This is a genomic window from Glaciecola sp. XM2 (genome assembly GCF_018595715.1).
Taxonomy (GTDB): domain Bacteria; phylum Pseudomonadota; class Gammaproteobacteria; order Enterobacterales; family Alteromonadaceae; genus Glaciecola.
The window spans coordinates 1-24,230 of the sequence record NZ_JAHEOJ010000017.1 but is presented as its reverse complement, the minus strand read 5'-3'; the positions used below and the strand labels follow the sequence as shown (position 1 = coordinate 24,230).

At 43.8% G+C, this 24,230-nt stretch carries 21 protein-coding genes; 10 read left to right on the top strand and 11 right to left on the bottom strand.

Annotation, left to right across the window (positions count from 1 at the left end; translation table 11 throughout):
• The first annotated feature begins 1 nt into the window (after position 1).
• The 3 genes from KJ365_RS03235 to KJ365_RS03225 are packed head-to-tail and all read left to right on the top strand — an operon-like array spanning position 2 to position 3,495.
• Positions 2-1,471 carry a proton-conducting transporter transmembrane domain-containing protein gene (locus KJ365_RS03235; RefSeq protein WP_214450198.1) on the top strand — a complete coding sequence of 490 codons (1,470 nt, stop codon included), beginning with the start codon at positions 2-4 and terminating at the stop codon, positions 1,469-1,471.
• Between the two features lie 12 nt (positions 1,472-1,483).
• A complete protein-coding gene (locus tag KJ365_RS03230) occupies positions 1,484-1,807 on the top strand; it encodes a hypothetical protein (protein ID WP_214450197.1) in 324 nt (107 codons plus the stop codon).
• On the top strand, positions 1,807-3,495 hold the full coding sequence (locus KJ365_RS03225) for a Na(+)/H(+) antiporter subunit D (RefSeq protein WP_214450196.1): 1,689 nt from the start codon (positions 1,807-1,809) through the stop codon (positions 3,493-3,495). Before KJ365_RS03230 ends, KJ365_RS03225 begins: the two co-directional genes overlap by 1 nt.
• Before the next feature lie 54 nt (positions 3,496-3,549).
• Here the strand turns inward: KJ365_RS03225 and KJ365_RS03220 are convergent, their stop codons facing one another.
• The 3 genes from KJ365_RS03220 to KJ365_RS03210 form a co-directional block, all read right to left on the bottom strand.
• Complete coding sequence (locus tag KJ365_RS03220; RefSeq protein WP_214450195.1) at positions 3,550-4,695, bottom strand: hypothetical protein; 1,146 nt, start codon at positions 4,693-4,695, stop codon at positions 3,550-3,552.
• 218 nt (positions 4,696-4,913) lie between these two features.
• A complete protein-coding gene (locus KJ365_RS03215) occupies positions 4,914-6,029 on the bottom strand; it encodes a cystathionine gamma-lyase (protein WP_214450194.1) in 1,116 nt (371 codons plus the stop codon).
• 62 nt (positions 6,030-6,091) lie between these two features.
• Complete coding sequence (locus KJ365_RS03210) at positions 6,092-6,316, bottom strand: hypothetical protein (protein ID WP_214450193.1); 225 nt, start codon at positions 6,314-6,316, stop codon at positions 6,092-6,094.
• A 243-nt stretch (positions 6,317-6,559) separates the two neighbouring features.
• On the opposite strand from KJ365_RS03210, the gene KJ365_RS03205 reads away from it, so the two are divergent.
• From KJ365_RS03205 to KJ365_RS03195, 3 genes are all read left to right on the top strand, one after another.
• A complete protein-coding gene (locus KJ365_RS03205) occupies positions 6,560-7,054 on the top strand; it encodes a DUF2244 domain-containing protein (protein ID WP_214450192.1) in 495 nt (164 codons plus the stop codon).
• A gap of 72 nt (positions 7,055-7,126) precedes the next feature.
• Positions 7,127-7,375 carry a DUF6482 family protein gene (locus KJ365_RS03200; protein ID WP_214450191.1) on the top strand — a complete coding sequence of 83 codons (249 nt, stop codon included), beginning with the start codon at positions 7,127-7,129 and terminating at the stop codon, positions 7,373-7,375.
• Between the two features lie 84 nt (positions 7,376-7,459).
• A complete protein-coding gene (locus tag KJ365_RS03195) occupies positions 7,460-9,067 on the top strand; it encodes a GMC family oxidoreductase (protein ID WP_214450190.1) in 1,608 nt (535 codons plus the stop codon).
• A gap of 85 nt (positions 9,068-9,152) precedes the next feature.
• Here KJ365_RS03195 and adk read toward each other — a convergent pair whose 3' ends face one another.
• The 8 genes from adk to KJ365_RS16885 all read right to left on the bottom strand — a co-directional run bounded on the left by adk (position 9,153) and on the right by KJ365_RS16885 (position 17,000).
• Positions 9,153-9,800, bottom strand: a complete 648-nt coding sequence (gene adk / locus KJ365_RS03190) for an adenylate kinase (RefSeq protein ID WP_214450189.1) — start codon at positions 9,798-9,800, stop codon at positions 9,153-9,155.
• A gap of 161 nt (positions 9,801-9,961) precedes the next feature.
• Complete coding sequence (gene htpG / locus KJ365_RS03185; protein WP_214450188.1) at positions 9,962-11,884, bottom strand: molecular chaperone HtpG; 1,923 nt, start codon at positions 11,882-11,884, stop codon at positions 9,962-9,964.
• A 139-nt stretch (positions 11,885-12,023) separates the two neighbouring features.
• Positions 12,024-12,623, bottom strand: a complete 600-nt coding sequence (recR, locus tag KJ365_RS03180; protein ID WP_214450187.1) for a recombination mediator RecR — start codon at positions 12,621-12,623, stop codon at positions 12,024-12,026.
• A gap of 181 nt (positions 12,624-12,804) precedes the next feature.
• A complete protein-coding gene (locus KJ365_RS03175; protein WP_214450186.1) occupies positions 12,805-13,623 on the bottom strand; it encodes a class I SAM-dependent methyltransferase in 819 nt (272 codons plus the stop codon).
• Between the two features lie 97 nt (positions 13,624-13,720).
• Positions 13,721-14,047: a YbaB/EbfC family nucleoid-associated protein gene (locus KJ365_RS03170; RefSeq protein ID WP_214450185.1), complete on the bottom strand. Its 327-nt coding sequence runs from the start codon at positions 14,045-14,047 to the stop codon at positions 13,721-13,723.
• A gap of 46 nt (positions 14,048-14,093) precedes the next feature.
• A complete protein-coding gene (dnaX, locus tag KJ365_RS03165; RefSeq protein ID WP_214450184.1) occupies positions 14,094-16,298 on the bottom strand; it encodes a DNA polymerase III subunit gamma/tau in 2,205 nt (734 codons plus the stop codon).
• A gap of 6 nt (positions 16,299-16,304) precedes the next feature.
• Positions 16,305-16,841, bottom strand: a complete 537-nt coding sequence (gene apt / locus KJ365_RS03160) for an adenine phosphoribosyltransferase (protein ID WP_214450183.1) — start codon at positions 16,839-16,841, stop codon at positions 16,305-16,307.
• Positions 16,842-16,871: 30 nt separating this feature from the next.
• The gene (locus KJ365_RS16885) at positions 16,872-17,000 is read right to left on the bottom strand and encodes a hypothetical protein (protein WP_284731244.1); all 129 of its coding nucleotides are present in this window, start codon (positions 16,998-17,000) and stop codon (positions 16,872-16,874) included.
• A 645-nt stretch (positions 17,001-17,645) separates the two neighbouring features.
• On the opposite strand from KJ365_RS16885, the gene KJ365_RS03155 reads away from it, so the two are divergent.
• The 4 genes from KJ365_RS03155 (at position 17,646) to KJ365_RS03140 (ending at position 23,979) form a co-directional block, all read left to right on the top strand.
• Entirely contained in the window at positions 17,646-19,331 is a 1,686-nt protein-coding gene (locus tag KJ365_RS03155) for a two-component system response regulator (RefSeq protein WP_214450182.1), read from the top strand.
• A gap of 108 nt (positions 19,332-19,439) precedes the next feature.
• Positions 19,440-21,800, top strand: a complete 2,361-nt coding sequence (locus tag KJ365_RS03150; RefSeq protein ID WP_214450181.1) for a sensor histidine kinase — start codon at positions 19,440-19,442, stop codon at positions 21,798-21,800.
• The gene (locus tag KJ365_RS03145) at positions 21,787-22,209 is read left to right on the top strand and encodes a response regulator (protein ID WP_214450180.1); all 423 of its coding nucleotides are present in this window, start codon (positions 21,787-21,789) and stop codon (positions 22,207-22,209) included. Before KJ365_RS03150 ends, KJ365_RS03145 begins: the two co-directional genes overlap by 14 nt.
• A gap of 30 nt (positions 22,210-22,239) precedes the next feature.
• Positions 22,240-23,979, top strand: coding sequence for a putative bifunctional diguanylate cyclase/phosphodiesterase (locus KJ365_RS03140; RefSeq protein WP_214450179.1), 1,740 nt, complete (start codon positions 22,240-22,242; stop codon positions 23,977-23,979).
• The last annotated feature ends 251 nt before the right edge of the window (positions 23,980-24,230 follow it).

The window sequence follows — 24,230 nt, the reverse complement described above, 5'->3', positions numbered from 1 at the left end:
GATGACGATAACCACTGCACTCATCTTCACCCTGGTTATTCCCCTTGTAGGCGCAATCGCTATTTCGCAGCTGAAACGCTATGAAAACCTGCGCGACGGCGCGACCCTAGTGACAGCGCTTTGTCTATTCGCTGTAAATGTCTATTTGTTTGTTAATCGGGACTTAATTACGGATGAGGCCAACTTTACGCTCGTAGAGCCCATCGATGGCCTAGCCATCGCATTTTCACTTAACAGTTTTGGTTTGTTGTTCGCGTTAGTGGCAAGTGGTTTGTGGATTGCGACCTCAATCTATGCCATTGGCTACATGCGAGCGCATCATGAAAAGCATCAGACTCGCTTTTTCACCCTATTTGCTGTGGCAATTTTTGGCGTCATGGCGGTTGCGTATTCTGATAATCTTTTCACGCTTTTCTTATTCTATGAATTTTTAACCGTCTCTACATACCCATTAGTGACGCATTCAGGCACGCAAGCAGCAAAAAGAGGCGGGCGAACCTATATTTTCATTCTCATGGGTACATCTATTTTATTCTTCCTGCCCGCGATGATCATCACATGGTTTACCGCTGGCACGCTGGATTTTGTGCAAGGCGGTATTTTGCAAGGCAAGTTAGATTCAGCCGCGCTATTGCCGCTACTTCTGCTATTCATATTGGGAATAAGTAAAGCGGGTGTTATGCCGTTTCATAAATGGCTACCCGCGGCCATGGTGGCGCCTACGCCTGTAAGCGCCTTACTCCATGCTGTGGCGGTGGTAAAGGCGGGTGTATTTTCAGTCGTGAAAATTGTGGTCTTTATTTTTGGTACAGACTTTATTAACGACGTGCATGCAAACGATTGGCTGATTTACCTGCCTGCCATTACGATTTTAGCCGCTTCATTAATTGCGCTAACCAAAGACAATTTGAAAGAGCGCTTGGCCTACTCTACCGTCAGCCAACTTAGCTATATTGTGCTAGGCGCGATGCTCGCTAACAAGTATGCGATCATCGGGGCCAGCATGCATATCGCCATGCACGCATTCGCCAAAATTGCTTTATTCTTTGCCGCAGGCGCCATCCTCGTCACCATGCATAAAACTAAAGTAAGTGAACTCTCGGGGCTGGGAAAACGCATGCCCTTTACCTTTACAGTTTTCACCATCGGTACCTTGAGCATTATCGGGTTGCCATTTTTTGGTGGTATGTGGAGTAAGTGGTACTTGCTTTCGGGTGCACTCGACTATCAGAGTATTTCTATCACCTACTGGTTTGTACTGAGTACCTTAGCAATAAGCTCCATGCTCAATATCTATTACTTGTTGAGTATTCCAATGAAAGGATTTTTTGGCGCATCTGACGGCAATACCAGCATCCAAGAAGCGCCAACCGCATGTTTAATTGGTATGGCAATACCTACGCTATTCACCCTTTATTTATTTTTCGACCCTAGCATATTTTATGTGCTCAGTGCAGCTATAGCGCCATAATGGGAGCATGATATGACCACGCCAAACCCATCACCTAAGCAAACAAGCACTCCCTCATTTTTTGATAACCCCAAAAATGTTAGATGGATCCTGCGTATTTTTTACCTGTTGTGCATTGTTTTGGTGGCGCTCGATTTTATCGTTCACCGTCATATTTATCTGTCTTTTGAAGAAATACCTGCTTTTTATGCTATTTACGGGTTTATTGCATGCGTCGTACTCGTGGTACTGGCCAAGCTTATGCGCCTAGTGTTAATGCGAGATGAGCACTACTACGATAAACAAGACGGTAACAACGATGACTTAGCATCGACCTCTAAAGAAGGTGAAAGCTAATGTTGACCTATAGTATTCCTGCTTTCTTACCCTTCTTTGCCGCTGCAGCACTTGCGCTAGTGTTGCCCCATCGTTTGCGCTACCTGCTTATTTTAGTGCCGCTTATAAACGGCGTATTGCTGTATGCAAGTGGGCTGCAAACCACCGAGTTTACTGTAAGCCTACACACGCTTAACTTGTTGTTAGTCAATGTAGATAAACTCAGCTTAATGTTTGCGTACCTTTTTCATATTGCATGCTTTATTTGCCTGATTTACGCCATGCATTTAAAAGACAGATTGCAGCTGGTAGCCGGTTTAACCTATGCCGGTAGCGCGGTTGGGGCCGTTTTTGCCGGGGATTACCTTACCCTCTTTGTCTTTTGGGAGCTGTTGGCATTAACCTCCGCCTTTTTAGTGTTTGCTAGGCGCACCGCATCTGCCCAAGCAACAGGGCTTCGCTACTTGATGATTCAAGTACTCTCAGGCGTTGCGCTGCTTGTCGCTGCAATTATGTATTTTAAGCAAAGCGGCTCGCTCGAAATAACCACCATTGAGCTAAAAACAACTGCCTCATATATATTCTTGTTTGCCTTTGGCATAAAGGCGGCGTTTCCGTTTTTGCATACGTGGCTCACCGATGCCTATCCGCAAGCAACGCCTGTTGGTACCGTTTTTCTATCGGCGTTTACCACAAAGGTGGCCATTTACATGCTCGCGCGCACCTTCCCGGGCGAAGAGTTACTAGTGTACATTGGTGCGGCAATGACCTGCTTTCCAATCTTCTATGCGGTAATTGAAAATGACCTGCGTAAGGTACTCGCATACAGCCTTATCAACCAACTGGGTTTTATGGTGTGTGGCATAGGCATTGGCACTGCCCTAGCGCTAAATGGCGCTGTTGCACATGCCTTTAACGACGTTATTTTTAAAGGGCTACTGTTTATGACCATGGGCGCAGTACTTACTCGCGTAGGGCATGTGAATGGCTCTGACTTAGGTGGCCTACATAAAACCATGCCCAAAACAACGCTATTTTGTATAGTAGGGGCGGCCTCCATATCGGCCTTCCCGTTGTTTAGCGGCTTTGTCAGCAAGAGTATGGTCATGGCGGCAATGATTGAAGCGGGTCATGAGTATTTATGGCTTATGCTGCTATTTGCATCTGCCGGGGTATTTCATCATGCCGGTATCAAAATTCCATTTTTCGCATTTTTTGCACATGACTCAGGATTACGTCCAAAAGAAGCCCCCACCAATATGCTTATTGCGATGGGCATTGCATCGATACTGTGTATTGCCATTGGCAGCTACCCAGCCATTGTTTATCATTTACTACCGTGGGATAACAGCTACCAACCCTACGATCTGACCCACACGTTAACCCAATTACAATTGTTGTTCTTCTCTGCGCTGGCCTTTGTTTGGCTCAACAAACAAGGGCTATATCCGCCTGAGCTTAGGTCGGTCAATATTGATGTTGAATGGATATATCGAAAGGCAATTCCGAACTTAGGAGCCGCTATGTTCGCGTTATCAAACGCGGTGCTGAGTGTCGCAAAAAGTGGCTTTATTGCCGCAAAAGCGCTTATCCCCAACAAAGGCAAAGATGCCGATGCTAGCGCCGCGACTATGACCTATAGAATGGTATTAGGCTTTGTTTTACTTGCGATTGTTGCATTTGTTAGCGAGTTGGCGTCAACGTTATAAGTCATACGAGTAAAGCAAGCGGTCTCACATTTGAATAGACATCGAGAAAATCTTCTATTTGCCACAGTATGCTTGCCCAATGTAACGTGAAACCTTTCTCGCCTCATCTATGAGTGCTTGAGTCGCTGCACTCTCTCCCATACTGTCGATATTTACCAACCATTGCCGCATTCTTTTTTCATCGTTCATCAGAAGGTCAAAGGTCTTTGCTGAATCATCAGGTTCGTACATATTTCTAATGGATGTTGAACGTTGCTCTAACTGTTCAATTGCTTCAAAATTTTGCTCTGCCTCATACACAAACCGTTGTATAGCAATACCAATAAGTTTAAAGATTGCTTCTTTTCCCCTGCTCTCCATATTCCTACCCAAACTTAAACAAGCTGAGGCCTTTTGCACTTCATTCGCCCCCTCTTTACACCAGTTTGTGATGGGTGCAAAACCTAAAGTACGCGCGGCTTCAATGCCAAGGCCATGCATGAGATTGCGTGCAAAATGAGAAGCAGGCGACGCTGATAACGCGTCTACAAAGACGGTAATTCTTTCACCACGCCGCTCATTAAATACATTCGCCTTTTCAATACCTGCAATCATCTCAAATACGCCGTCATCATTGCCTTTAGATGCGTGTAGCAATGCTGCATTGAACCACATTGCGCCATTCTGATAATCTGCTGATATCGCATATTCAACAAACTCATCCGTGCATTCGGGGCGCAGACTTGTAGCGCATATGTTTAGCGCATCCATAAGCACCAAAGGCGTCTGTGGAAAGGATTTATCAAAGTTAATCAACAAGGGAAAGCGGTCAGCTTCGTTTGCGAGCGTTTGATAATCACCAAAAAGTGTGTAGGCTAGTTTTTGTTCATACATCACCGCATTATCAAGCGCGTTCAAATAGTCTGCGACCATTACATGATAAGCTTCATCTTGCTGCTGTGGCTCGATGCCGCACACTAAAATATCTTGGCTAGCTTCTATTTCTACTTGGGTGTGAGCCTCTGGAGCAGGCTTTGCACTATTCTTTGTGAGTTCGTTGGCAGGTCCGTCAGAGGCATCATCCGAGCTTTGCTCCTGCTCGATGATTTCAGCCTTGCCTGGACGCGTTTGGTTCAGGGCGTGAGTGCTCAGTTTATACACGAGTAAAAGCACAATTATGATTATGCTACTTACTACAAAAATGAGCTTTGCTTTGGGCATCGTGCGTCCGTTCCATTTTCAGGTTCAAAGTCATGCTGCAAATAAGTAATATATATTTAATCATGCATCAATCTATCGGCTATGCAGATTACTTATCGCGCTTCAGTATTTGCTAATGGAGATGTTGCACGGAGCAGCACTATTAGTAAGTGTTGAGGATTCTGATGGCAGTGCTTATACGCAAACAATAGAGATAGCGTATGAGGCTAAAAGTATATTTACAAAATCTCAGCGAGCGCACGCTCAATATCTGCTAGCAAATCTTCAATATGCTCACATCCCACACTTAGTCGTACAAGGCCAGGCGAGACATCATCTGTTCCCCATCTCGCCCTGCGCTCTGCCATTGTGTGCACGCCGCCAAAGCTCGTGGCTTGAAAAATTAGGTTGGCATGCTCTAAAAATAATTGAGCCGATGTTTCATTGCCTAAATCAAAACTCACAATGAAACCAAAATTATACATTTGTTTGCACGCAATCTCATGTGATGGGTCATCTTCTAAACCTGGGTATCTCACCATTTTCACTGCTCGATGCGCTGACAACATTTGTGCAACCTGCATGGCGTTTTTGGTCATGCGCTCTAATCGCACATCGAGTGTGGCAAGACCTCTGTGTACCAACCATGTTTCCATGGGGCCTGGAATATTGCCAGCCAACTTACGCCACAGCCTTACACGTTCAATAAGGACTGCGTCTAAACATGACACATGACCAAACACCACATCACTGTGGCCGTTAAGAGCTTTGGTGTCGGCGCTCATAGAAATATCTGCGCCAAGCGAAAGCGGCCTTTGCCCAAGCACGGTGAGCGTTGTGTTATCAATCGCTAATAAACCGCCCTTGGCGTGCACTTTTTGGGCTAGCGCTGAAATATCGACCACATCTAGCAATGGGTTACTCGGCGACTCTACAAAAACCAAGCGTACATCGGTATAGTCGTATTCAAGCAGTGCATTGGTGGGTACTAGTTCGAGCACGATGCCGTTTGGCACTAAAAAGGTGTCGGCATAAGCGCGTGTTGCGTAGTAGCCGTCGGCAGGTACTACTATTTTCTCCCCCGACTTCACCAAGCTGCTCATAATCGCTGCGGTTGCCGCCATACCTGATGGGAAAATCACCGTTTCACCACCTTCAAGCTCTGCAATCCCCTCTTCTAAGGCTGTCCATGTAGGGTTGCCAAACCTTGCATATTGATATTCAGCGCTATCGATATTGCCTTGCAAATGAAAAGTACTCGCAAAGGTAGGTCCATCCATAAAGGGCCCACCTGGTTTGGCTTTTGGTAAACCCGCATGAACGGCTTTTGTCGCTAACTTTGATGGCTTGGACATGTTTTGCTCTTATATAAAAGTAATAAAGTAATGACGCTACCTGACTATAAACTTAATTTACGCTAAGCGTCTATCTCAACGCCGCCGTATTGCCCCGCTAAATCATCAAGAGTCGACAACGTGCTATCAAATTGTTGGGATTGCTCAAGCTTGTACACAATGCGCACCTTGTCTCTATCAAACAGCTTGGCTCGTGCATCTTGAAGCGCATCGTTGGCGTTTACATCGTTCATAAAACGATTTGCAGTGGGAGCATCATTAAACCCATACACGATTGATAACTGCACTGACTTCTCCTGCCTTGGTTTTCACCAAATTAAACTTAAGCTGCCTACGGCGCGTAAGCAACTATGTTTTGCGACTTCACACTCAATGGGCACTCTTTAATACGCGTTTGCTGAGCAAATGACTACTGTGTGCGTGTGCAAGCATTGATTAACGCGCTGATTAGCGCTAACAATGACCTAATAGCAAATGCGACGAAATGATGCCTCTAGGCTGTCGTGCGATTATACATAAGGTTACCTAAGATGGTAGTAACTGAGACACAATCTGACGCCACAATTATTACGCTATCTCCGAACCGCTCGGCGACATGGCAACATACAAAAATTGTGATTTGTGTGATGGTATTTATTGTCATGGTGATTGCACTGGCCTGGAGCTTTGTAGGCGCATGGCTAATCTTACCGTTTGCGGGACTTGAAGTCGGCCTATTCGCTTTATTGATGTATAAGGTGTCAAAATTTACTTACAGCCGCCAAGTAATAAACATCGAAAAAGAGCAAATTACCATTTCTTGGGGGCAACGACGTTTGTTACAAACCCATCAACTGAGCCGGCAAGACCTATACGTCTATTATTGGGAGGCAGACGAAGGGTGGCATTTACCCCGAATATCGTTAAGTGAAGCAAGCAAGCATGTAGAAATTGGCGACTTTTTAAACCAAGAAGACAGAGAGTTGCTTAAAAATGAATTAGAGCAAGCTGGCTTGATTGTTTGCAGAAACAAATGGTGGCAATGACTAACAGGTTGATCCTTTTCATCACGGGCGCGTTCCAATGTATATATTTTGTACAATTTAAGGAAGCGCAACGTGAATTTATTTATAGAATCAATTGAAGGTGGCACTTACATCGCAGGGATAGGTGATACCCAAGCCACGCAGTATTTGCGCGACGAATACAGAGGTAGTCGACAGTTTCAATCTATTTCTGATTTAAAAACGCAAGTGTCGGGCCAGCAATTCGATAAGGTTTGGCTCAAGCAAAATACCCCATATGACGAAATGTGTGGCAGCGATATGCATGATGACAAACTCATGATTGAGCTGAATTGGCGATAATATAGGATCCAGACGCATTTCCATGATGCATATGCCGCTTTGATATATTAATATGTGAGCTTAATTGGGGCATGGAAGGAATAAATGGAAAGTTTTGATGTTGTCATCGTGGGCGCTGGGTCTGCAGGCTGTGTGCTCGCAAATCGTTTGTCACAGAACCCGAATGTATCTGTATGTTTGTTAGAAGCTGGGCCTGAAGATAAAAATCCGGCCATTCATATTCCATTTGGTTTAGCCGCAATAAACCACTTCTCTTCCATAAACTGGCAACTTGAAACTGCGCCAGAAAAGCACCTTGATAATCGACCACTATATTGGCCAAGAGGCAAAACATTGGGCGGGTCGAGCTCTGTAAATGCCATGATATATACCCGTGGCCATGCCAAAAATTATGACCAGTGGGCTGAACTGGGCGCAACCGGTTGGGATTTCAACTCAGTCCTCCCCTATTTTCGTAAGAGCGAAAACAACTCCCGTGGTATTTCTAGATTACACGGCAGCGATGGCCTTCAGTTTGTTAGCGACCTAAAACACATCAATCCACTGACCAGAGAATTTGTAGAGTCTGCTAAACGAATTGGCACACCAGAAAACCCTGACTTTAACGGTATCTCACAAGAAGGCGTGGGCATCTATCAAGTAACGCATAAAAACGGTTCGCGCTGCAGCACAGCGAAGGGCTTTTTAACGCCTGAAGTAAAGGCCCGTAAAAACCTTCAAATCTACACCAACGCATTGGCCAAAAAGCTGATCATTGAGAATAAAAAAGCAAAAGGCGTTGAAGTTGAGATAAGTGGGAAGCTTACCCAAATTATTGCTAATACGCGTGTTTTCGTATGCTCCGGTGCCGTGCACTCACCGGCATTGTTACTCGCATCAGGCATTGGTGCGAAAGAAGAGCTTGAAGCGATTAACGTGCCGGTCGAACATGAACTACCCGGTGTCGGCAAAAACCTCCAGGACCATTTAGACGCTACAATCATGTATCGTCAAAGCCGGAGCACGTCTTATGGCTTGTCGGTGAGAGGTTTACTGAAAAATGCGCTTGCGCCATTTAAATACTGGCACTCCAAAACCGGTATGTTCACTTCGAACATTGCGGAAGGCGGCGCATTTTTAAAATCCAGTCCGAGTGAAGAGATACCCGATATTCAGATTCACTTTTTACCTGCACTTTTAATTGACCATGGCCGAAGTAAACTCTGGGGGCATGGCTTTACTGTGCACTTTTGTACGCTATATCCAAAGAGTCGCGGTGAGGTAAGACTTAAACGTGGTGCAGATGGCAATCTGGTGCTTGATATTCACGGTAACTATTTATCGAACGAAGACGACCTTTTGCCGATGGTAGCGGGCTTCAAGTGGGCTCGCAAAGTTGCTCAGGCAAAACCGCTAAGCCATACCAGTTGGGAAGAAATTCCTGGCAAAGACGTAGAAACCGATGAAGAAATAGTAGAATTTATTCGCAGCAATGCTGAAACTATTTACCACCCAGTAGGAACCTGCAAAATGGGCAGCGTAGATGACCCGATGGCCGTTGTAGATCCAGAGCTTGCAGTCATTGGCATGGACAATCTAAGCGTTGTTGACGCATCCATAATGCCAACGCTCATTGGCGGCAATACAAACTCACCAACCATTATGATTGCAGAGCGTGCCGCTGATTTCTTTATTAATAAACAGCACCCCTAAGCTGAACAGAAATACTCAGTGTAAAATAAGAAAACGAGGCTGATATAGCCTCGTTTTTTTTATTCTAAATGCGTAATGCTTGCCCTTACTGTGTTAGTAAAGATTCCAGCTCAGCACTCACTGTATCGACCGCCTTAGTGCCGTCCAATTTAAAATATTCACACTCACCGGCTGCTGCAGATGCCGAATAGTAGTCAACGAGTGGCTTCGTCTGCTCATGATATACACCTAGACGACTGCGAACCGTATCTTCTTGGTCGTCATCACGGATAATTAAATCATCGCCAGTGACGTCATCTTTACCTTCTACTTTTGGTGGGTTATATGCGACATGGTATACACGACCAGATGCGGGATGAACTCGACGCCCGCCCATACGATCTACAATCACATCGTCTGGTACGTCGAACTCAATGCAGTAGTCGACTTTAATACTCGCTTCTTTCATCGCATCCGCTTGAGGGATGGTTCGCGGGAAGCCGTCTAGTAAAAAGCCGTTTTCGCAGTCATCTTGTGCGATGCGTTCTTTTACAAGACCAATAATGATTTCATCGGAAACAAGCTGCCCTGCGTCCATTACTTTTTTAGCTGCTAAGCCCATTTCAGTGCCCGCTTTAATTGCACTGCGAAGCATATCGCCGGTTGAGATTTGAGGGATGCCAAATTTATTCATCAAAAATTGGGCTTGAGTTCCCTTCCCTGCGCCTGGAGCACCAAGAAGAATAATACGCATTGAGCGTCCTCCAATGTGTTAAATTCAAATTCGAACAAACTGTACAACGTAGGTTTGTGCATCACAAGCGATATTCCCTCAGATTGGTCAGACTTTAGGCTAATGCACAAAAAAAAGGCTAAGAATCACTTCTTAGCCTTTGATAGCAATCGCTTTTTTGACTATTTAACCAGCTTTGCTAGCAAACTGTTTAAGTTACTGACAAAGGATGCTGGCTCTTTCAAGCTACCTTGTTCACTTAACTTCGCTTGATCGAACAAGACTTCAGCCCATTGCTGGAACAACGCTTCGTCTTGCACATCAGCCACCAACTTCACTAGCTGATGCTCTGGGTTCAATTCGAAGTTATATGTGGGCTCAGGCACTTCTTGACCAGCAGACTGCATGAGTTTTGCCATCTGCGTTGTCATACCATTTTCTGATGCCACAATACACGCAGGGGAATCGGTTAAGCGGTCGGTAAACTTCACATCTTCTACCTTATCGCCTAACGCAGTCTTCATGCGCTCAATTACGCCTTCTACTGCTTTTTTCGCTTCTTCTTTTGCTTGTTTAGTCGCATCATCATCTAAGTCGCTCAAATCTACCTTTGCGCTGGCAACAGATTGGAATGACTTTTCTTCAAACTCAGTAAGATGAGACATTAACCACTCATCAATCCGCTCACCCATCAACAACACTTCAATGCCTTTCTTACGGAACACTTCTAAATGGGGGCTGGTGCGAGCCGCTTGATAAGAATCCGCGGTGACGTAGTAAATCTTGTCTTGCCCTTCTTTCATGCGCGAAATGTAGTCTGCTAACGAAACAGTCTGTTCGTTTGTATCGTTATGAGTCGAGGCAAAACGAAGGAGTCCAGCAATCTTATCTTTGTTGGCAAAGTCTTCTGCTGGGCCTTCTTTGAGCACGTTACCAAACTCTGCATAAAACTTTTTGTAGTTCTCGGCATCGTTTTTCGCCATCTTTTCAAGCATGCCAAGCACTCGCTTAGAGCAGCCTTGTCTGATGGTTTGCGTAATTTTATTATCTTGTAAAATTTCGCGCGATACGTTGAGTGGTAGGTCGTTAGAATCCAACAAACCTTTCACAAAACGCAGGTAAGTTGGCATAAATTGCTCGGCATCATCCATAATAAATACACGCTGAACATACAGTTTCAGACCGTTCTTTTGGTCACGGTTCCACATATCGAAAGGCGCCTTACTTGGAATATACAGCAATGAAGTATACTCCGTTTTACCTTCCACTTTATTATGAGACCACGTTAGTGGGTCAACAAAATCATGAGAAACATGCTTGTAAAACTCATTGTATTCTTCATCTGATATCTCAGATTTATCGCGCGTCCACAATGCAGTTGCTTTATTTATAGACTCCCAATGGCCTGGCTCGGCAGGGATTTTCTCGCCATCTGGACCATCACGCTCAGGCACTTCGTCTTTAAATAACTGAACAGGAATACTAATATGATCCGAGTATTTGGTGATAATCGAGCGCAAACGCCAGCTGTCTAAAAATTCTTTTTCATCTTCTTTAAGCTTAAGAATGATCTCAGTTCCACGGTCGGCTTTTTCAATTTCTGCTACCTCAAAATCGCCTTCGCCCTGAGATACCCACTGCACGCCTGCTGATTTATCAGCACCTGCAACACGCGTTTTTACCGTGACTTCATCGGCAACGATAAAAGCTGAATAAAAGCCGACACCAAATTGACCAATAAGCTGCGAATCTTTAGCTTGATCCCCCGATAGCTGACTAAAGAAGTCTTTGGTACCCGACTTTGCAATCGTACCAAGGTTAGAAATAACATCTTCTTTACTCATACCAATGCCGTTATCAGCAATTGTGAGTGTTCCTGCGTCGGCATCTACACTTACTTTTACGTGTAAATCACCATCGCCTTCAAAAAGAGTGTTATCTGAAAGGGCTTTGAATCTTAGTTTGTCAGCCGCATCAGCTGCGTTTGATACTAGTTCGCGTAAAAAGATTTCTTTGTTTGAATATAGAGAATGGATCATGAGCTGAAGCAGTTGTTTTACTTCAGTTTGAAAACCATGCTTCTCAGGTTGGACAGTCTCAGCCATTGCCAAGGTTCTCCTTAATATATAGGTTGTGACAAGTAATTTCGTATCGCAGTAGATGTGAGGACAATGACATAAAAATCAATGCAAAAAGCAATATTTAATTGATGTTTAGAGCGTTTTCGGGTTGATGGAATGGCGTTTAAAAAGGACGTCGACCGCTAAATGCATGGGTTAGGGTGTTTCCGTCTATATACTCTAGTTCGCCGCCAACCGGAACACCATGTGCAATGCGCGTTGTTTGAATATTATGCTTTTTGCACATTTGGCCAATGTAGTGAGCTGTTGCCTCACCTTCTACCGTTGGGTTGGTTGCCAAAATGACTTCTTCTATCGACTCTTGTTGCAATCGAGTTTGCAAAATATCGAGCCCTAATTCGCTCGGGCCAATGCCGTCGATGGGAGAAAGATGGCCCATCAATACAAAGTACTTCCCTTTGTATTGCGAGATTTGTTCAATGGCTAAAATGTCTTGAGGCGACTCAACTATGCATATTTGCGCACTTTCTGCTCGTGAGGGGTTTGCACATAAGGCGCAAATTGAACTCTCTGTAAAAGTACGACATTGCTCACAGTTTTTAACGTGCTCCATTGCATCATGCAATGCCTGACTGAGCGTCATAGCGCCATCTCGATTGCGCTCTAGTAACGTAAACGCCATGCGCTGCGCACTCTTTGCGCCTACACCAGGTAAACACTTTAGCGCGGTAATGAGTTGACTAATGAGCGGGCTAAATGACACTGAGAAGTAAAATCCTATAAGTAATGTTAATGGCGTTTGTGATGCGTAAAATTTAATTACGCAAGAGTCTTATTCATCAAAAGCATAGACTGCCAATGAGCATGCTGTTTTGCTTAAAAATAAGCGCTATATGTCATTATCGAGGTGATGAATGATAACGTCATATAGCGCATTGAGCACGTTATTGTTTAGCAAACTTCAGCGTAAAACGATCGCTTTCACCAATTTTTTGATTGCGTTCTTTAAGTGCAGCATCATCCACATTTAAAGAGGGTGGTAAAGACCACACGCCGTTTTCATGGTCGACTGGATCAGCAGGGTTCGCATTAATTTCTGACGCCTCAACTAATACAAAACCGTTTGCTTGCGCCTGTTCAATCACCCAGCTTTGTTTAACATAGCCGGTAAAGACCGTATCGTCGCCATCTTCAGGAAGACGGTGTCCAACAATCCCGAAAGTTCCGCCAGGCTTAAGCACTGAGTGAACCGACGATAAAACATCTGTAAAGACACCGTCTCGCTTCCAGCCGTGAACACTTCTAAATGACAGTACGACGTCTGCTGAGTTTGCTTCGCCTAAATTACCCAACAACGGTGGGTCGAATGGAAGAATATCTATCGTGCCAAAACGCTCGGCATCTTCAATACGCTCCAAATAAGCCGCCATGGCGCGAGGAAAGTAGGCAGGAGCGTTCTCCCGCTCCATGTTGAAATGCCCAGCAACTAGTTTACCCTCTTTGGCTAAGTATGGGCCTAAAATCTCAGTGTACCAGCCGCCGCTAGGTGCTAACTCAACCACTGTCATGTTAGGTTCTACACCAAAAAACGTTAAGGTTTCATAAGGATTTCGATATGTATCGCGTACCGCTTCATCCGCTCGCTCTTGCGCTTCAACAGCGGCCTTTAATTGAGTATTGGCGGCAGCGGTATGGGTAATACTCGCACTCACTGCAACTGCTAGAAAAATTGTGACCACTGATTTAATAGATGTCTTAAACATAGCCTTACCTTTTATCATGTTGTGTTGTTTATCCAAACACTGCACTTATAAAGCAATCATTATAGGCTGCCTAGCCTCAAATATGCTAAATCAGCCCCTAAAACGGCATCTTAAAGCCCGGCGGAAGGTTCATCCCACCAGTCACGCCAGCCATTTTCTCTTGAGATGCTTCTTGTACTCTACGTACAGCATCATTGATTGCTGCCGCCACGAGATCTTCTAACATCTCTTTGTCGTCTTGCATAAGTGAATCTTCCACATCCACTCGTTTGACGTTGTGATTACACGTCATTGTGACCTTAACCATGCCTGCGCCAGACTCGCCGGTAACTTCAAGGGTGGCAAGCTCATCTTGCGCTCGCTTCATCTTTTCCTGCATTTGCTGGGCTTGCTTCATCATGTTACCCATGCCGCCTTTAAACATATTAACCTCGTTCTCTATGTATTAATCCTGCCGCAGAGCAAACGCTCTAACGGGCCTTTATCGATTCCTCAATCACGCTTGCCTCAAAGGCTTGAGTGAGCTCTTGAATAGCCGCATCTTGATTGATGATTTGTTTTGCATGCGTTAATCGCATCGCGTCTATACTTTGTTGCAGTTCATAAGGTGTATCAGCAACCTCTGCATATTCAACAATGACTTCTATATCTTGTTGAAATTTATCTTTTAAAGCCTCTCGGATCGTTTCTACGCTTCGTGGCTCATTTAAGTGCTGATGCGCTTCACTTATTTGTAGTTTCAATTGACGATTGACGATCCCATTGCAGCGCCCATGAATAAGTAACTGGCGCGATAAACCTCGTACGTCAAGCGCATCAACAAAAGCACTCCATTTATCGATTTGAGCAGCATCGGTAAGTTTATCGCCATTTGCCAAATGCGAAGTAATCTTGAGGTTTTCACTACCCATGAAAGGTGCTGTCGCGTCAATATTAGCCTCATCGACTATTGGCGGTGCTGTGTCGCTTTGTGGTGCATCATTTTTTTCATTGCTGTCGTTTTCAAGAGGCTCCGAAAAGGTTTCAGCTAACGATTCAGGTAACGTATGAGCAACCGAAACAGCCTTGGGCGTCTCGGTAGCAGTGATGTCAGACTTTTTTCCGGTGTCGTTGTCCACCACCTGCTTTTCATAAGATTCGCAGTCCTCTTCCATATCAAACAGGTCTTGCAAAAGTGATACGCTGTCTGGCTCTTCAGCTTCACTCGGGGCCTTAGCTTCCGTGGTATGAACATCGTGCTCTGGCATCTCATCGTAATTTGCATCAGCTTGTTGCGCCGCTAGCATCTCATCTTGGAGCTCATCATGGCTTGGCAACTCTTCAGGTTCGCGATCAACATGGGTATCGGGCGCTTGTCGCTCAACAACACTCTCGTGTTGATGGTGTTGCTCAGTTTGTTCCACTGGCGCAGCGGGCTCAGCGTTTGCATCTGGTTGAGGCACAGGTGCATTCTGTTCATTTTGAAGCACCAACCTCTGCGCTTGTTCATCGTTTTTTGTTTCAATCGGCGGGTTGTTGTCAACGGGGCTAGGCGCACTATCAGAAGGTGCGCCCTGCGCAGCTAAATCATTTACGTCGAGCGGCACAGTTTGCGCTGGCGAAAAAGCGAGCATGCGCATGATGGTCATTTGCAAACCCGTTAGTGGGTCTGGTGCAAATGGTAGGTCTCGCTTCCCGTTTAATCCTATTTGATAGAGTAGCTGAATATGCTCGCTACTGATGGATTTAGAAAGCGTATAAATGGGTTTAGCTACGGTTGTGTCTAGCTTACATATATCGGGCACAATCTGCGTTAAGGCAATTTGATGCAACAACGCTAAAAGCTGAGACAGGACTTGGGCATAATCTGGCGAATCGGCACAAATTTCATCAAGCTGCGCCATCGCGTTTGCATGGTCTCGCTCAGCAATGTATTTGGCTAATCGTAATACTTGATTTTTGTCCAACAAACCAAGCATCTGCACAACCGCATTTGGCATGACCGTATTGTTGCCCTGAGCAATAGCTTGGTCGGTCAAACTCAGTGCATCTCTCATACTGCCGGCAGCGGCGCGCGCTAACTGCGCAAGCGCTGAGGGTTCAAACTGAATGTTTTCAGCACTAAGAATATGTGACAACTGGCCTTGTATTTGTTCAGCACTCAAGGCCTTTAAGCTAAATTGCAAACAACGGGATAAAATCGTAACAGGAAGCTTTTGAGGATCGGTCGTCGCAAGTAAAAACTTTACGTGCTCTGGGGGCTCTTCTAAGGTCTTCAGTAATGCGTTGAAGCTATGCTTAGAAAGCATATGTACTTCATCAATCAGATAGACTTTATATTTGCCACGCGTAGGCTTGTATTGCACATTGTCTAAAAGCTCTCTGGTGTCTTCTACCTTGGTGCGAGATGCCGCGTCTATCTCAAGCAAATCAACGTAACGCCCATCGCTAATGTCTTGGCACGTTGCGCATTTACCACACGGGTTAGCGCTTTGCCCCTCTTCGCAATTTAGTGATTTTGAGAAGATACGAGCGATGGTGGTCTTGCCTACCCCTCTTGTACCGGTAAAAAGATAAGCGTGATGCAATTTATCGTTATCAAGTGCATTAGTAATGGCATCAACAACATGCTGTTGACCCACCAATTCTGAAAAGGTTTGAGGGCGCCATTTACGTGCTAGAACTTGATAACTCATTACCGACTAATCACCCTCAAATTCACAGATGCAGTATGGCGTGATACCGGCTTCAATTAGCTTTTTCTCGCCACCGATATCAGGCAAAGAAATGACAAAGCCCGCATAATCCGCTTTACCGCCAAGGCGACGAATCAAATTTGCTGTGGCAATCATAGTGCCGCCTGTCGCTAACAAATCATCTATCATCAAGACGTTGTCACCCGGACTAATGGCGTCTTTATGAATTTCAAGCTCATCGGTGCCATATTCAAGCTCATAGGACTCAGAGATTGTTGCTCGCGGCAACTTTTTGGGCTTTCTAACCGGCACAAAGCCGACACCTAACGCAAGTGCAAGGGGCGCCCCAAAAAGAAACCCTCTAGCTTCAGTACCGACTATTTTATCAAAGGTTTGCCCGGAATAGTTTTGTTTAAGCATATCAATACATGCCTGAAATGCGGTGTGTTGCTGGAGCACACTCGTCACATCTCGAAATAAAATTCCAGGTTTTGGGTAATCAGTTATTGTGGTTACAGCTTGTTTGATGAGCTCGGTTGTCACGAAAATCCCTTGTGATGTCTTGGTTACGCTTTAATTGCTAAAAAAGAATACATACCAACCCGCTAAAATATGTACCAGCGGAAAAGATACGAGGGCTAGTACAATACCTAAAAAGTACCACCAGTTAAACACTTCTTTGAAGCCTTTGTCATTTGCCATGGATAGATTCCTACTACAGTAAAAAAAGAAGCGCGGATACTACTGTAAATATGATGAAAAAAACAGGTCTCGGGCCCCGAAACACCTGCAGTAGATGGGTATATTTATTGCCACTGCTGGCAACTCAGTAATATTAACTTGGTGACAGACGAAAATTGCATATTTAATAGCCAATAATTAGTCACTAAAAAAGATTAAAACAACGACAACAGACGCTTGATAACCCGTTGTTGCGCTATTTAACATGACATAGAACAAACTTTTGTGATTTTAGCTAAGCACTCTTTTGTAGCTGTAAGTGTCCCTCTCAATAAAAGCATCAAACCGCATCATCAAAAATCGTTTAATAAACACACAATAACGATTACATACAGTCACTTAGCTCGTTTTTTTATGTGTAAAGGAGTCACGATCATAAGGGTGAAGCGCTACATCAAAGCACTTATATTTTGGAGAAAAAGCACAACACCCTGCTATTCTCTAGCCCTTTACTGACAAAGACTTACAACAATTTTCCCTATTATTTTTACATCCTTAGCTTTTTCTTTAATAAGGTCTATATTTAATATATGAACATGTAGCACGTGTCGCTAATAAAGCTAAAAATAAACGCTTCACGCCCTTTTTAAGGCAATGAGTAGCATAATGCGTATTTTAGTAGTAGACGACAACCTCGCAGATCGAATGATCGCCAATCGAATGCTTTGTGAAAGCAACCCAAACTGGGTTGTAGAAGAGGCCGACTCTGTCACAAATGCCAAAGAGCTCCTTAGTAAATTCCACTTTGATGTTGTTTTATTAGATTACTTAATGCCTGAAGCACGAGGCACTGAGCACATTACCACGCTCAGAGCCGAAGCGCATTTAGGTGTCGGCGCAATTGTCATGATGAGCACGGTAAACAGTGAACCGGTAATTCAAAGGTGCTTAAAAGCTGGCGCGCAAGACTTCATTGTCAAAACAGAATTAGACAGCAAGCGTATGGAGCGGATTTTTTTACACGCTAAGAAAAACTATGAAACTGAGCGTGAATTGCTTAGTAGCCATGAGCACGTCAAGTATGTAAGTGAGCGTGATCCCCTTACTGGTTTACTCAATCGATATCATTTTATTAAACGTCTAGAAAACGACGTTTTAATGCGCAGCAATAAAACCAAGCCTTCCGCTCTGTTGTTACTAGACATCAACAAATTCCGATTTATCAATGATGATTTTGGGCATCATTTTGGCGACGAACTGATTTTGACTGTTGTGCGCAAGCTCTTGCAAGAGTGCGAACAGACTCAAACTTTATGTCGTTTGCATGCAGATTGCTTTGGCATCGCTATGCCACATTACAGCTCTCAAAATGAGATTAATCGTTTTGCGCAAAAACTCTTAACGGCGGTCAATGCCCCATTGCTAGTTAATGGAATTCAAGTGCGCTTGACTGTAAGTATGGGCATAGCGGTTTATCCGAATGACGCCAGCAAAGCAACAGAATTAATTCAACGCGCAGAAATTGCAATGTACCGCGCTAAGAACCTTGGAACCAATACCATCTGTTACTTTGAAAGTAACATGCAAAACGAGTTCTCGTGGTCATTCAAGATAGAAAGTTCTATTGCCGAACTAATTGCTGATAACAAATTTAATGTTAATTATCAGCCTATCTACAACTGCAAAACTAAGGACATTTTAGGATACGAAGCGCTCTTAAGATGGCCTACTGATTGCGGCGAGTATGAACCTGATGAATTCATTCCCATAGCAGAACAAAGTAAGCTCATTATACCTTTGGGTAAATGGGCCGCTGAGCGCGCAATAGCGGATCTGAAAACCTTACAACTACATAGTGAACTCAAGCTTTCCATGTCGATTAACGTGTCGCCTTTGCAGCTGATCTCAGAAGGCTTCTCAGAAATGATTAAATCGGCATTACGCAAACACGAGATACCTTACGATCAATTGATTGTAGAAATCACCGAAACCGCATTGATGTACAACAATAGTGATATTCAATCGGTATTACGAGAGCTATCCGCTGCCGGCATTAAGATCGCCCTCGATGATTTTGGCACAGGGTTTTCATCTATTTCGCATTTAATGAACTTTCCCGTCAATATCGTAAAGGTAGATAAGAGCCTATTTCAGCTTGAAAACGGACAGCTTAAGCACATGTCGCTACTCAGGGGATTAGTGATCATGTTACAAGGTCTTGACTTACTTGTAATTGCTGAGGGTGTTGAACACCATCATCAACACGTATTTTGTGAAGAGCTCAAGCTAGATAAATTACAAGGCTTTCTGTTTGGCAAGCCCGTGCCGCTTAGTCGCTTGACAGACGCATAAAGACCAATGCAATACATCACAGCCCTATGTTTTTTGCTCTTGTCATTAAGCGTGTTTCGTTCATTTAAACAGTACGACCTCTTTACTCTTTTATGTAACGCTCTAGTGATGCTTATTGGAATAAGCACCGTCGTTGCATATACCCTTTCTGGTGACGCAGAATTAACCACTGACAATATCCTAGTATCGCTTTTAGTGGGGCAGCTATTTCCAGGTGGTGAGGCTATGACAAGCATCACTGCTTTGTGCTTCACCGCTCTGAGTGGCCCCATGCTTGTCCGTCAGTTTAAGCCTAACTACTACTTTGTTTCACTACTTGCGAGCATGCCAGCAGGGTTGAGCATAGTCTCCATTATTGGATACTTTAGCGGCATTGACCATGCACAGACATGGGGTGACTCGCACATGGCGATTCATACTGCGATTGCGATGATGCTTTTGTCAGTAACAGTTATCGCTAGTTGCACAATGATGCAACAAAAAAATACTGGCACCAGAGATATCTGGATAGCCGTTGCAATTTCAATCACGCTATTAGTGATATTTGTGGATTTATTTAGAGCGTTAATTGCTTGGGAAGAACAAAACCTTAACCGGCGTACTCAAGAAGATTACCAAGTTTTTAGTAATGCCTTAAACAAGCGCTTTGAATTACTGGAGAACTCTTTCGATAATCTTAGTAGTAATCTGAGTATTTCCAATAGTAATACCTTTCCTGCTTGGGAAAGAGATAATCAGCAAGTTCTTGCAAATATGGACAGCTTCCAAGCCTTTGCCATCATCAATAAACAAAACCAAATCGTTTGGTCTCAAATTTCACCTAAGAACAAATCAATCACCGAACAGTGGCTCAAAGACGCAGCGACTGGCGAACATGGTAATCTATTCTCTCGCCGAGCGGGCTTATCAAAAGCAAATCCTAGTTTATCTTTGATTGAGTTGAGTACTCCGGTATTAATGCAAGATGAAGACGTTGTGTATTACAAGGGCATCATTGACCTAGAAAGCTTAGTTTTGCTAGTAAAAGAAGCGCTGGCCTTAGAGCAACAATATAAAATTACCCTCGTAGACGCCGAATCAAACCTTTTGTATGAAGATGCTAGTGTGAACAATAGTGTAAATTTAGCATTTGAACAGCGTCAAACACTACTAGTTAATGGTGATATAAAAATCGATATCGCCTTTACTCCCTATGCCGACTTTATACAGAATCAGCGAACTCCACTGCCTCTTATCATGCTCTTAGGTGGATTGTTGATGCTGGGGTTGCTGGTATACCTATTTCGATTGAGAACCATAACGGAAAGCAAAGCACGCTCTTTAGAGCAAGAGATAAATGAGCATCATCGCACACGAAATGAATTACAAAAACAACAAACTCGCTTGCAAACCACCTTAGACAACATGGCTGAAGCACTCATTCTCCTTGATGCAAACAAGAAGATATTGAGTTTCAATAATGCCGCCCAAACACTGCTTGGTTATAGTGAATCTGACGCGCTAGGTTTATCTGTTAGTGACTTAATACCTTCATTTACCTCTGAGTTTAATGCAGACCACCTAGACTCAGTCGATGAAGATGAGCCTCTCTCTTCTAAGTCGCTTGAAACCATTGCGATAAAGTTAAATGGACAGGCGGTACCCATTGAGATGTCTGTGTCTAGGTTCATTCACAACAACGAACATTTCTTCTCAGCCACGATAAAGAATATTGCTCATCGTCAAGCACAAGAAGAACTTAAGAATCGCTATACTCAACAGCTTCTGAGGAGCAACAAAGAACTCGACGAGTTTGCCTACGTTGCTTCGCATGATTTGCGCTCGCCGTTAAGAGCGATCACGCAACTGGCAAGTTGGGTAGAGTCAGATATTGAAGGCTTTGCTAGCAAAGAAACAAGTGGTTATTTACAACTTATGCAAAGCCGAATCACCCGTCTAGACAGACTACTTGATGACTTACTGACATACGCAAAAGCTGGAAGGAAAAACGGTGAGTTTTCGCTGTTTAATACTACCAACGTATGCGAAAACGTCTTTAATTTGCTCGAGCATCCTCAGTCGTTCGCATTGAAACTTGATAAGGATTTACCGACATTTACTACCCTATCTACTCCCTTAGAGCTCATATTTAGAAACTTAATTAACAACGCAATTAAGCACAACAACAATGACCAGGGATGGGTGAAAGTGAGCGCCTCAGACAATGGGCGCAGTTATACATTTATCATATCCGACAATGGACCAGGGATAGCACCGGTAGATCAAACTCGAATATTCCAACTATTTCAGACACTCAAATCGAGAGATGAAGTAGAAGGCAGTGGCATGGGATTAGCAATGGTAAAGAAAATAATCGATCGTTTTGAAGGAAAAATTGTGGTGGAGTCAGACGGTCGTTTCGGGACGTCAATAAGCTTTACTTGGCCTAAACAGCAACACTTAGAGAAAATGCTCAATGAAATTAAATGAAATAACGGGCTTAAATGTATTGTTAATAGACGACGATGACGTTGATGTCATTGGCATGAAAAGAGCATTTAACCGAAGCTCGCACCTTTTTAAGATATTCAGGGCTCGTAATGGCGCAGAAGGCTTAGAAATGTTGAAGGGCAAGGTGCAACGTCCTTATATTGTTGTACTTGACATCAATATGCCAAAAATGAATGGCCTGGAGATGCTAGATGAACTTAGGCAGGATAAAGCCTTAAACGACAGTATTGTTTTTGTGATGACTACCTCAAAAGATGAAGAGGATAAAATGGCTGCGTATGAACAGCATGTAGCGGGTTATGTTGCTAAGTCTTCATCAGATCCTGAATTCAAAGGGCTAATGAACTTATTGAACAGTTATTACGAGATAAACGAATTTCCAGAATAGTCACAATACATCCATAACGGAGCACTTTTTATGAGTGAGCAGTTAAAGATCCTCATCATAGACGATGACATTGTTGATAGGATGTCGATTAAGCGCGCAATCAAAAAATCACAGTTAGATGCGGTGATTGTTGAAGCTGAGAATGCACTTCAAGGTGAAGAATTCATTGCAAGTGCGAGCTACGACATTATCTTATTAGATTTACATATGCCATGTATGAATGGATTGGAATTACTTGAAAAGCTTTCGAATCAACAAACTTCGTTTACCGCGGTCATTGTTTTAAGTCATATTCAAGATGAAGATATGGCGCTGATGTGCATAAAAGCTGGCGCACAAGACTTTATACCAAAACATGAAGTTAACGATACAAGGCTGCTGCGCGCTATTTTGCATGCACAGGAACGATATGCAATTCAATTAAACTTGACGCAGAGTAGAGACTCTCTCGAAAAGTTAGCTAAAAAAGACACCCTCACAGGCCTAGCCAACCGATACTGGTTCGATACCATTATACAAAGCGCACTACCGAGTGCATTGCGTACTGAAACATATTTAGGCTTAGTGTTGCTTGATCTTGATAACTTCAAAGCAGTGAATGACACATATGGACATGATATTGGCGATGCACTGCTGCAGCGCTTTGCACAAAAGCTAAAATCTCAGGTAAGGGAGGGTGATGAGATCTGCCGTTTAGGCGGCGACGAATTCGCAATTATTGTTAATAATCTCACCTCAATTGAAGAAATTTTGTTTTTGGTAGACCGTATTTATGGGTCTCTAAAATCGCCAGTCCTTCTAAACAATATCTCCTTGGAAATTAAAACCAGCATGGGTATTTCCTGTTACCCTGACAATGCTAATAGTCCCGAGGAGCTGCTCAAGACCGCTGATATTGCGCTATATAAAGCAAAAGCTCAGGGGCGAAATCAGTATCACTTTTTCTCACCAACAACGCAGGCAAAAATATCTGCTCACGCAACTTACGAACTCAGACTCCTACAAGCGGCTGAAAAAAAAGCCTTTGAGTTGTTTTACCAACCACAGATAAATCATAATGAAGCATCCCTATCAGGGGTCGAAGTATCCATTCGCTGGCGTAATGACGGTGGCCAGTTTGAACAGCCTAGTGTGTTTATGCCAATGCTTTCGCAACTCAAACTGATGCCACAAATAGGCCTATGGGCATTTGAAACGGCGTGTTCCCAACTTTCCCTATGGCGTAAAAAGGTACCCGGTTTAGTATTACGTTTCTCTTTAGCAATCCCTGTAACGTCAATAGAAGTATGCAGCGACACCTACCTAGATAAAATTCTAAGTATACTTAAAGTCAACGACCTGAATAGCGACGCTATAGAATTAGAAATTACGGAAGACACGATCAGCCAAATGCAAGAGCCGCAACAATGGCTCGGTGCGTTAACAGATGCTGGCTTCAAAATAGTACTCGATGGGTTTGATGCGCATCAGGGGTCACTTCATAGACTGCAAGCATGTAAAGCAAGCGCACTAAAAATTGATTCTCGCTTTATTCAGGAAAGCCTAGATTCTGTTGACGACTATAATTTCTTGCGCGCCATAGTCGCATTCGCCAGAACACTAGACATAGAAATCATTGCCAAAGGTATCGAAACAGACGCACAATTTGCCCTATGCAAATCCTTAAATTTTAGCCGTCTTCAGGGTAAATACTACGATAGCGCTTTGCCATGCGAGGGCTTTGAGAGTAGGTGGCTTGATGTGAAATCAAAATATTCTCGAGTAGGTTAGACGTGAGCTAATCCTCCTTGTACTTGTTTAATTTATTTGGCCTTTAATAAATGCAGCGTATTTTCATAACGCTCGATAAACCCTCTACAAACACTCTTTTCTACCCCATTAGCTAACTTAAATCTAACAGGCAGTGCACAAGGTTTTAAAAAACCTATATTACAGGCAATAAAAAAGCCCCAGCATAATGCTAGGGCTTGGTATGGGAGTCTGGCGATGTGCTACTCTCACATGGGGAATCCCCACACTAC

Coding starts and splice junctions, on each gene's coding strand:
- KJ365_RS03235 (WP_214450198.1), top strand. CDS start 2: ATGACGATAACCACTGCACTCATCTTCACCCTGGTTATTCCCCTTGTA.
- KJ365_RS03230 (WP_214450197.1), top strand. CDS start 1,484: ATGACCACGCCAAACCCATCACCTAAGCAAACAAGCACTCCCTCATTT.
- KJ365_RS03225 (WP_214450196.1), top strand. CDS start 1,807: ATGTTGACCTATAGTATTCCTGCTTTCTTACCCTTCTTTGCCGCTGCA.
- KJ365_RS03220 (WP_214450195.1), bottom strand. CDS start 4,695: ATGCCCAAAGCAAAGCTCATTTTTGTAGTAAGTAGCATAATCATAATT.
- KJ365_RS03215 (WP_214450194.1), bottom strand. CDS start 6,029: ATGTCCAAGCCATCAAAGTTAGCGACAAAAGCCGTTCATGCGGGTTTA.
- KJ365_RS03205 (WP_214450192.1), top strand. CDS start 6,560: ATGGTAGTAACTGAGACACAATCTGACGCCACAATTATTACGCTATCT.
- KJ365_RS03195 (WP_214450190.1), top strand. CDS start 7,460: ATGGAAAGTTTTGATGTTGTCATCGTGGGCGCTGGGTCTGCAGGCTGT.
- adk (WP_214450189.1), bottom strand. CDS start 9,800: ATGCGTATTATTCTTCTTGGTGCTCCAGGCGCAGGGAAGGGAACTCAA.
- htpG (WP_214450188.1), bottom strand. CDS start 11,884: ATGGCTGAGACTGTCCAACCTGAGAAGCATGGTTTTCAAACTGAAGTA.
- KJ365_RS03175 (WP_214450186.1), bottom strand. CDS start 13,623: ATGTTTAAGACATCTATTAAATCAGTGGTCACAATTTTTCTAGCAGTT.
- KJ365_RS03170 (WP_214450185.1), bottom strand. CDS start 14,047: ATGTTTAAAGGCGGCATGGGTAACATGATGAAGCAAGCCCAGCAAATG.
- dnaX (WP_214450184.1), bottom strand. CDS start 16,298: ATGAGTTATCAAGTTCTAGCACGTAAATGGCGCCCTCAAACCTTTTCA.
- KJ365_RS16885 (WP_284731244.1), bottom strand. CDS start 17,000: ATGGCAAATGACAAAGGCTTCAAAGAAGTGTTTAACTGGTGGTACTTT.
- KJ365_RS03155 (WP_214450182.1), top strand. CDS start 17,646: ATGCGTATTTTAGTAGTAGACGACAACCTCGCAGATCGAATGATCGCC.
- KJ365_RS03150 (WP_214450181.1), top strand. CDS start 19,440: ATGCTTATTGGAATAAGCACCGTCGTTGCATATACCCTTTCTGGTGAC.
- KJ365_RS03145 (WP_214450180.1), top strand. CDS start 21,787: ATGAAATTAAATGAAATAACGGGCTTAAATGTATTGTTAATAGACGAC.
- KJ365_RS03140 (WP_214450179.1), top strand. CDS start 22,240: ATGAGTGAGCAGTTAAAGATCCTCATCATAGACGATGACATTGTTGAT.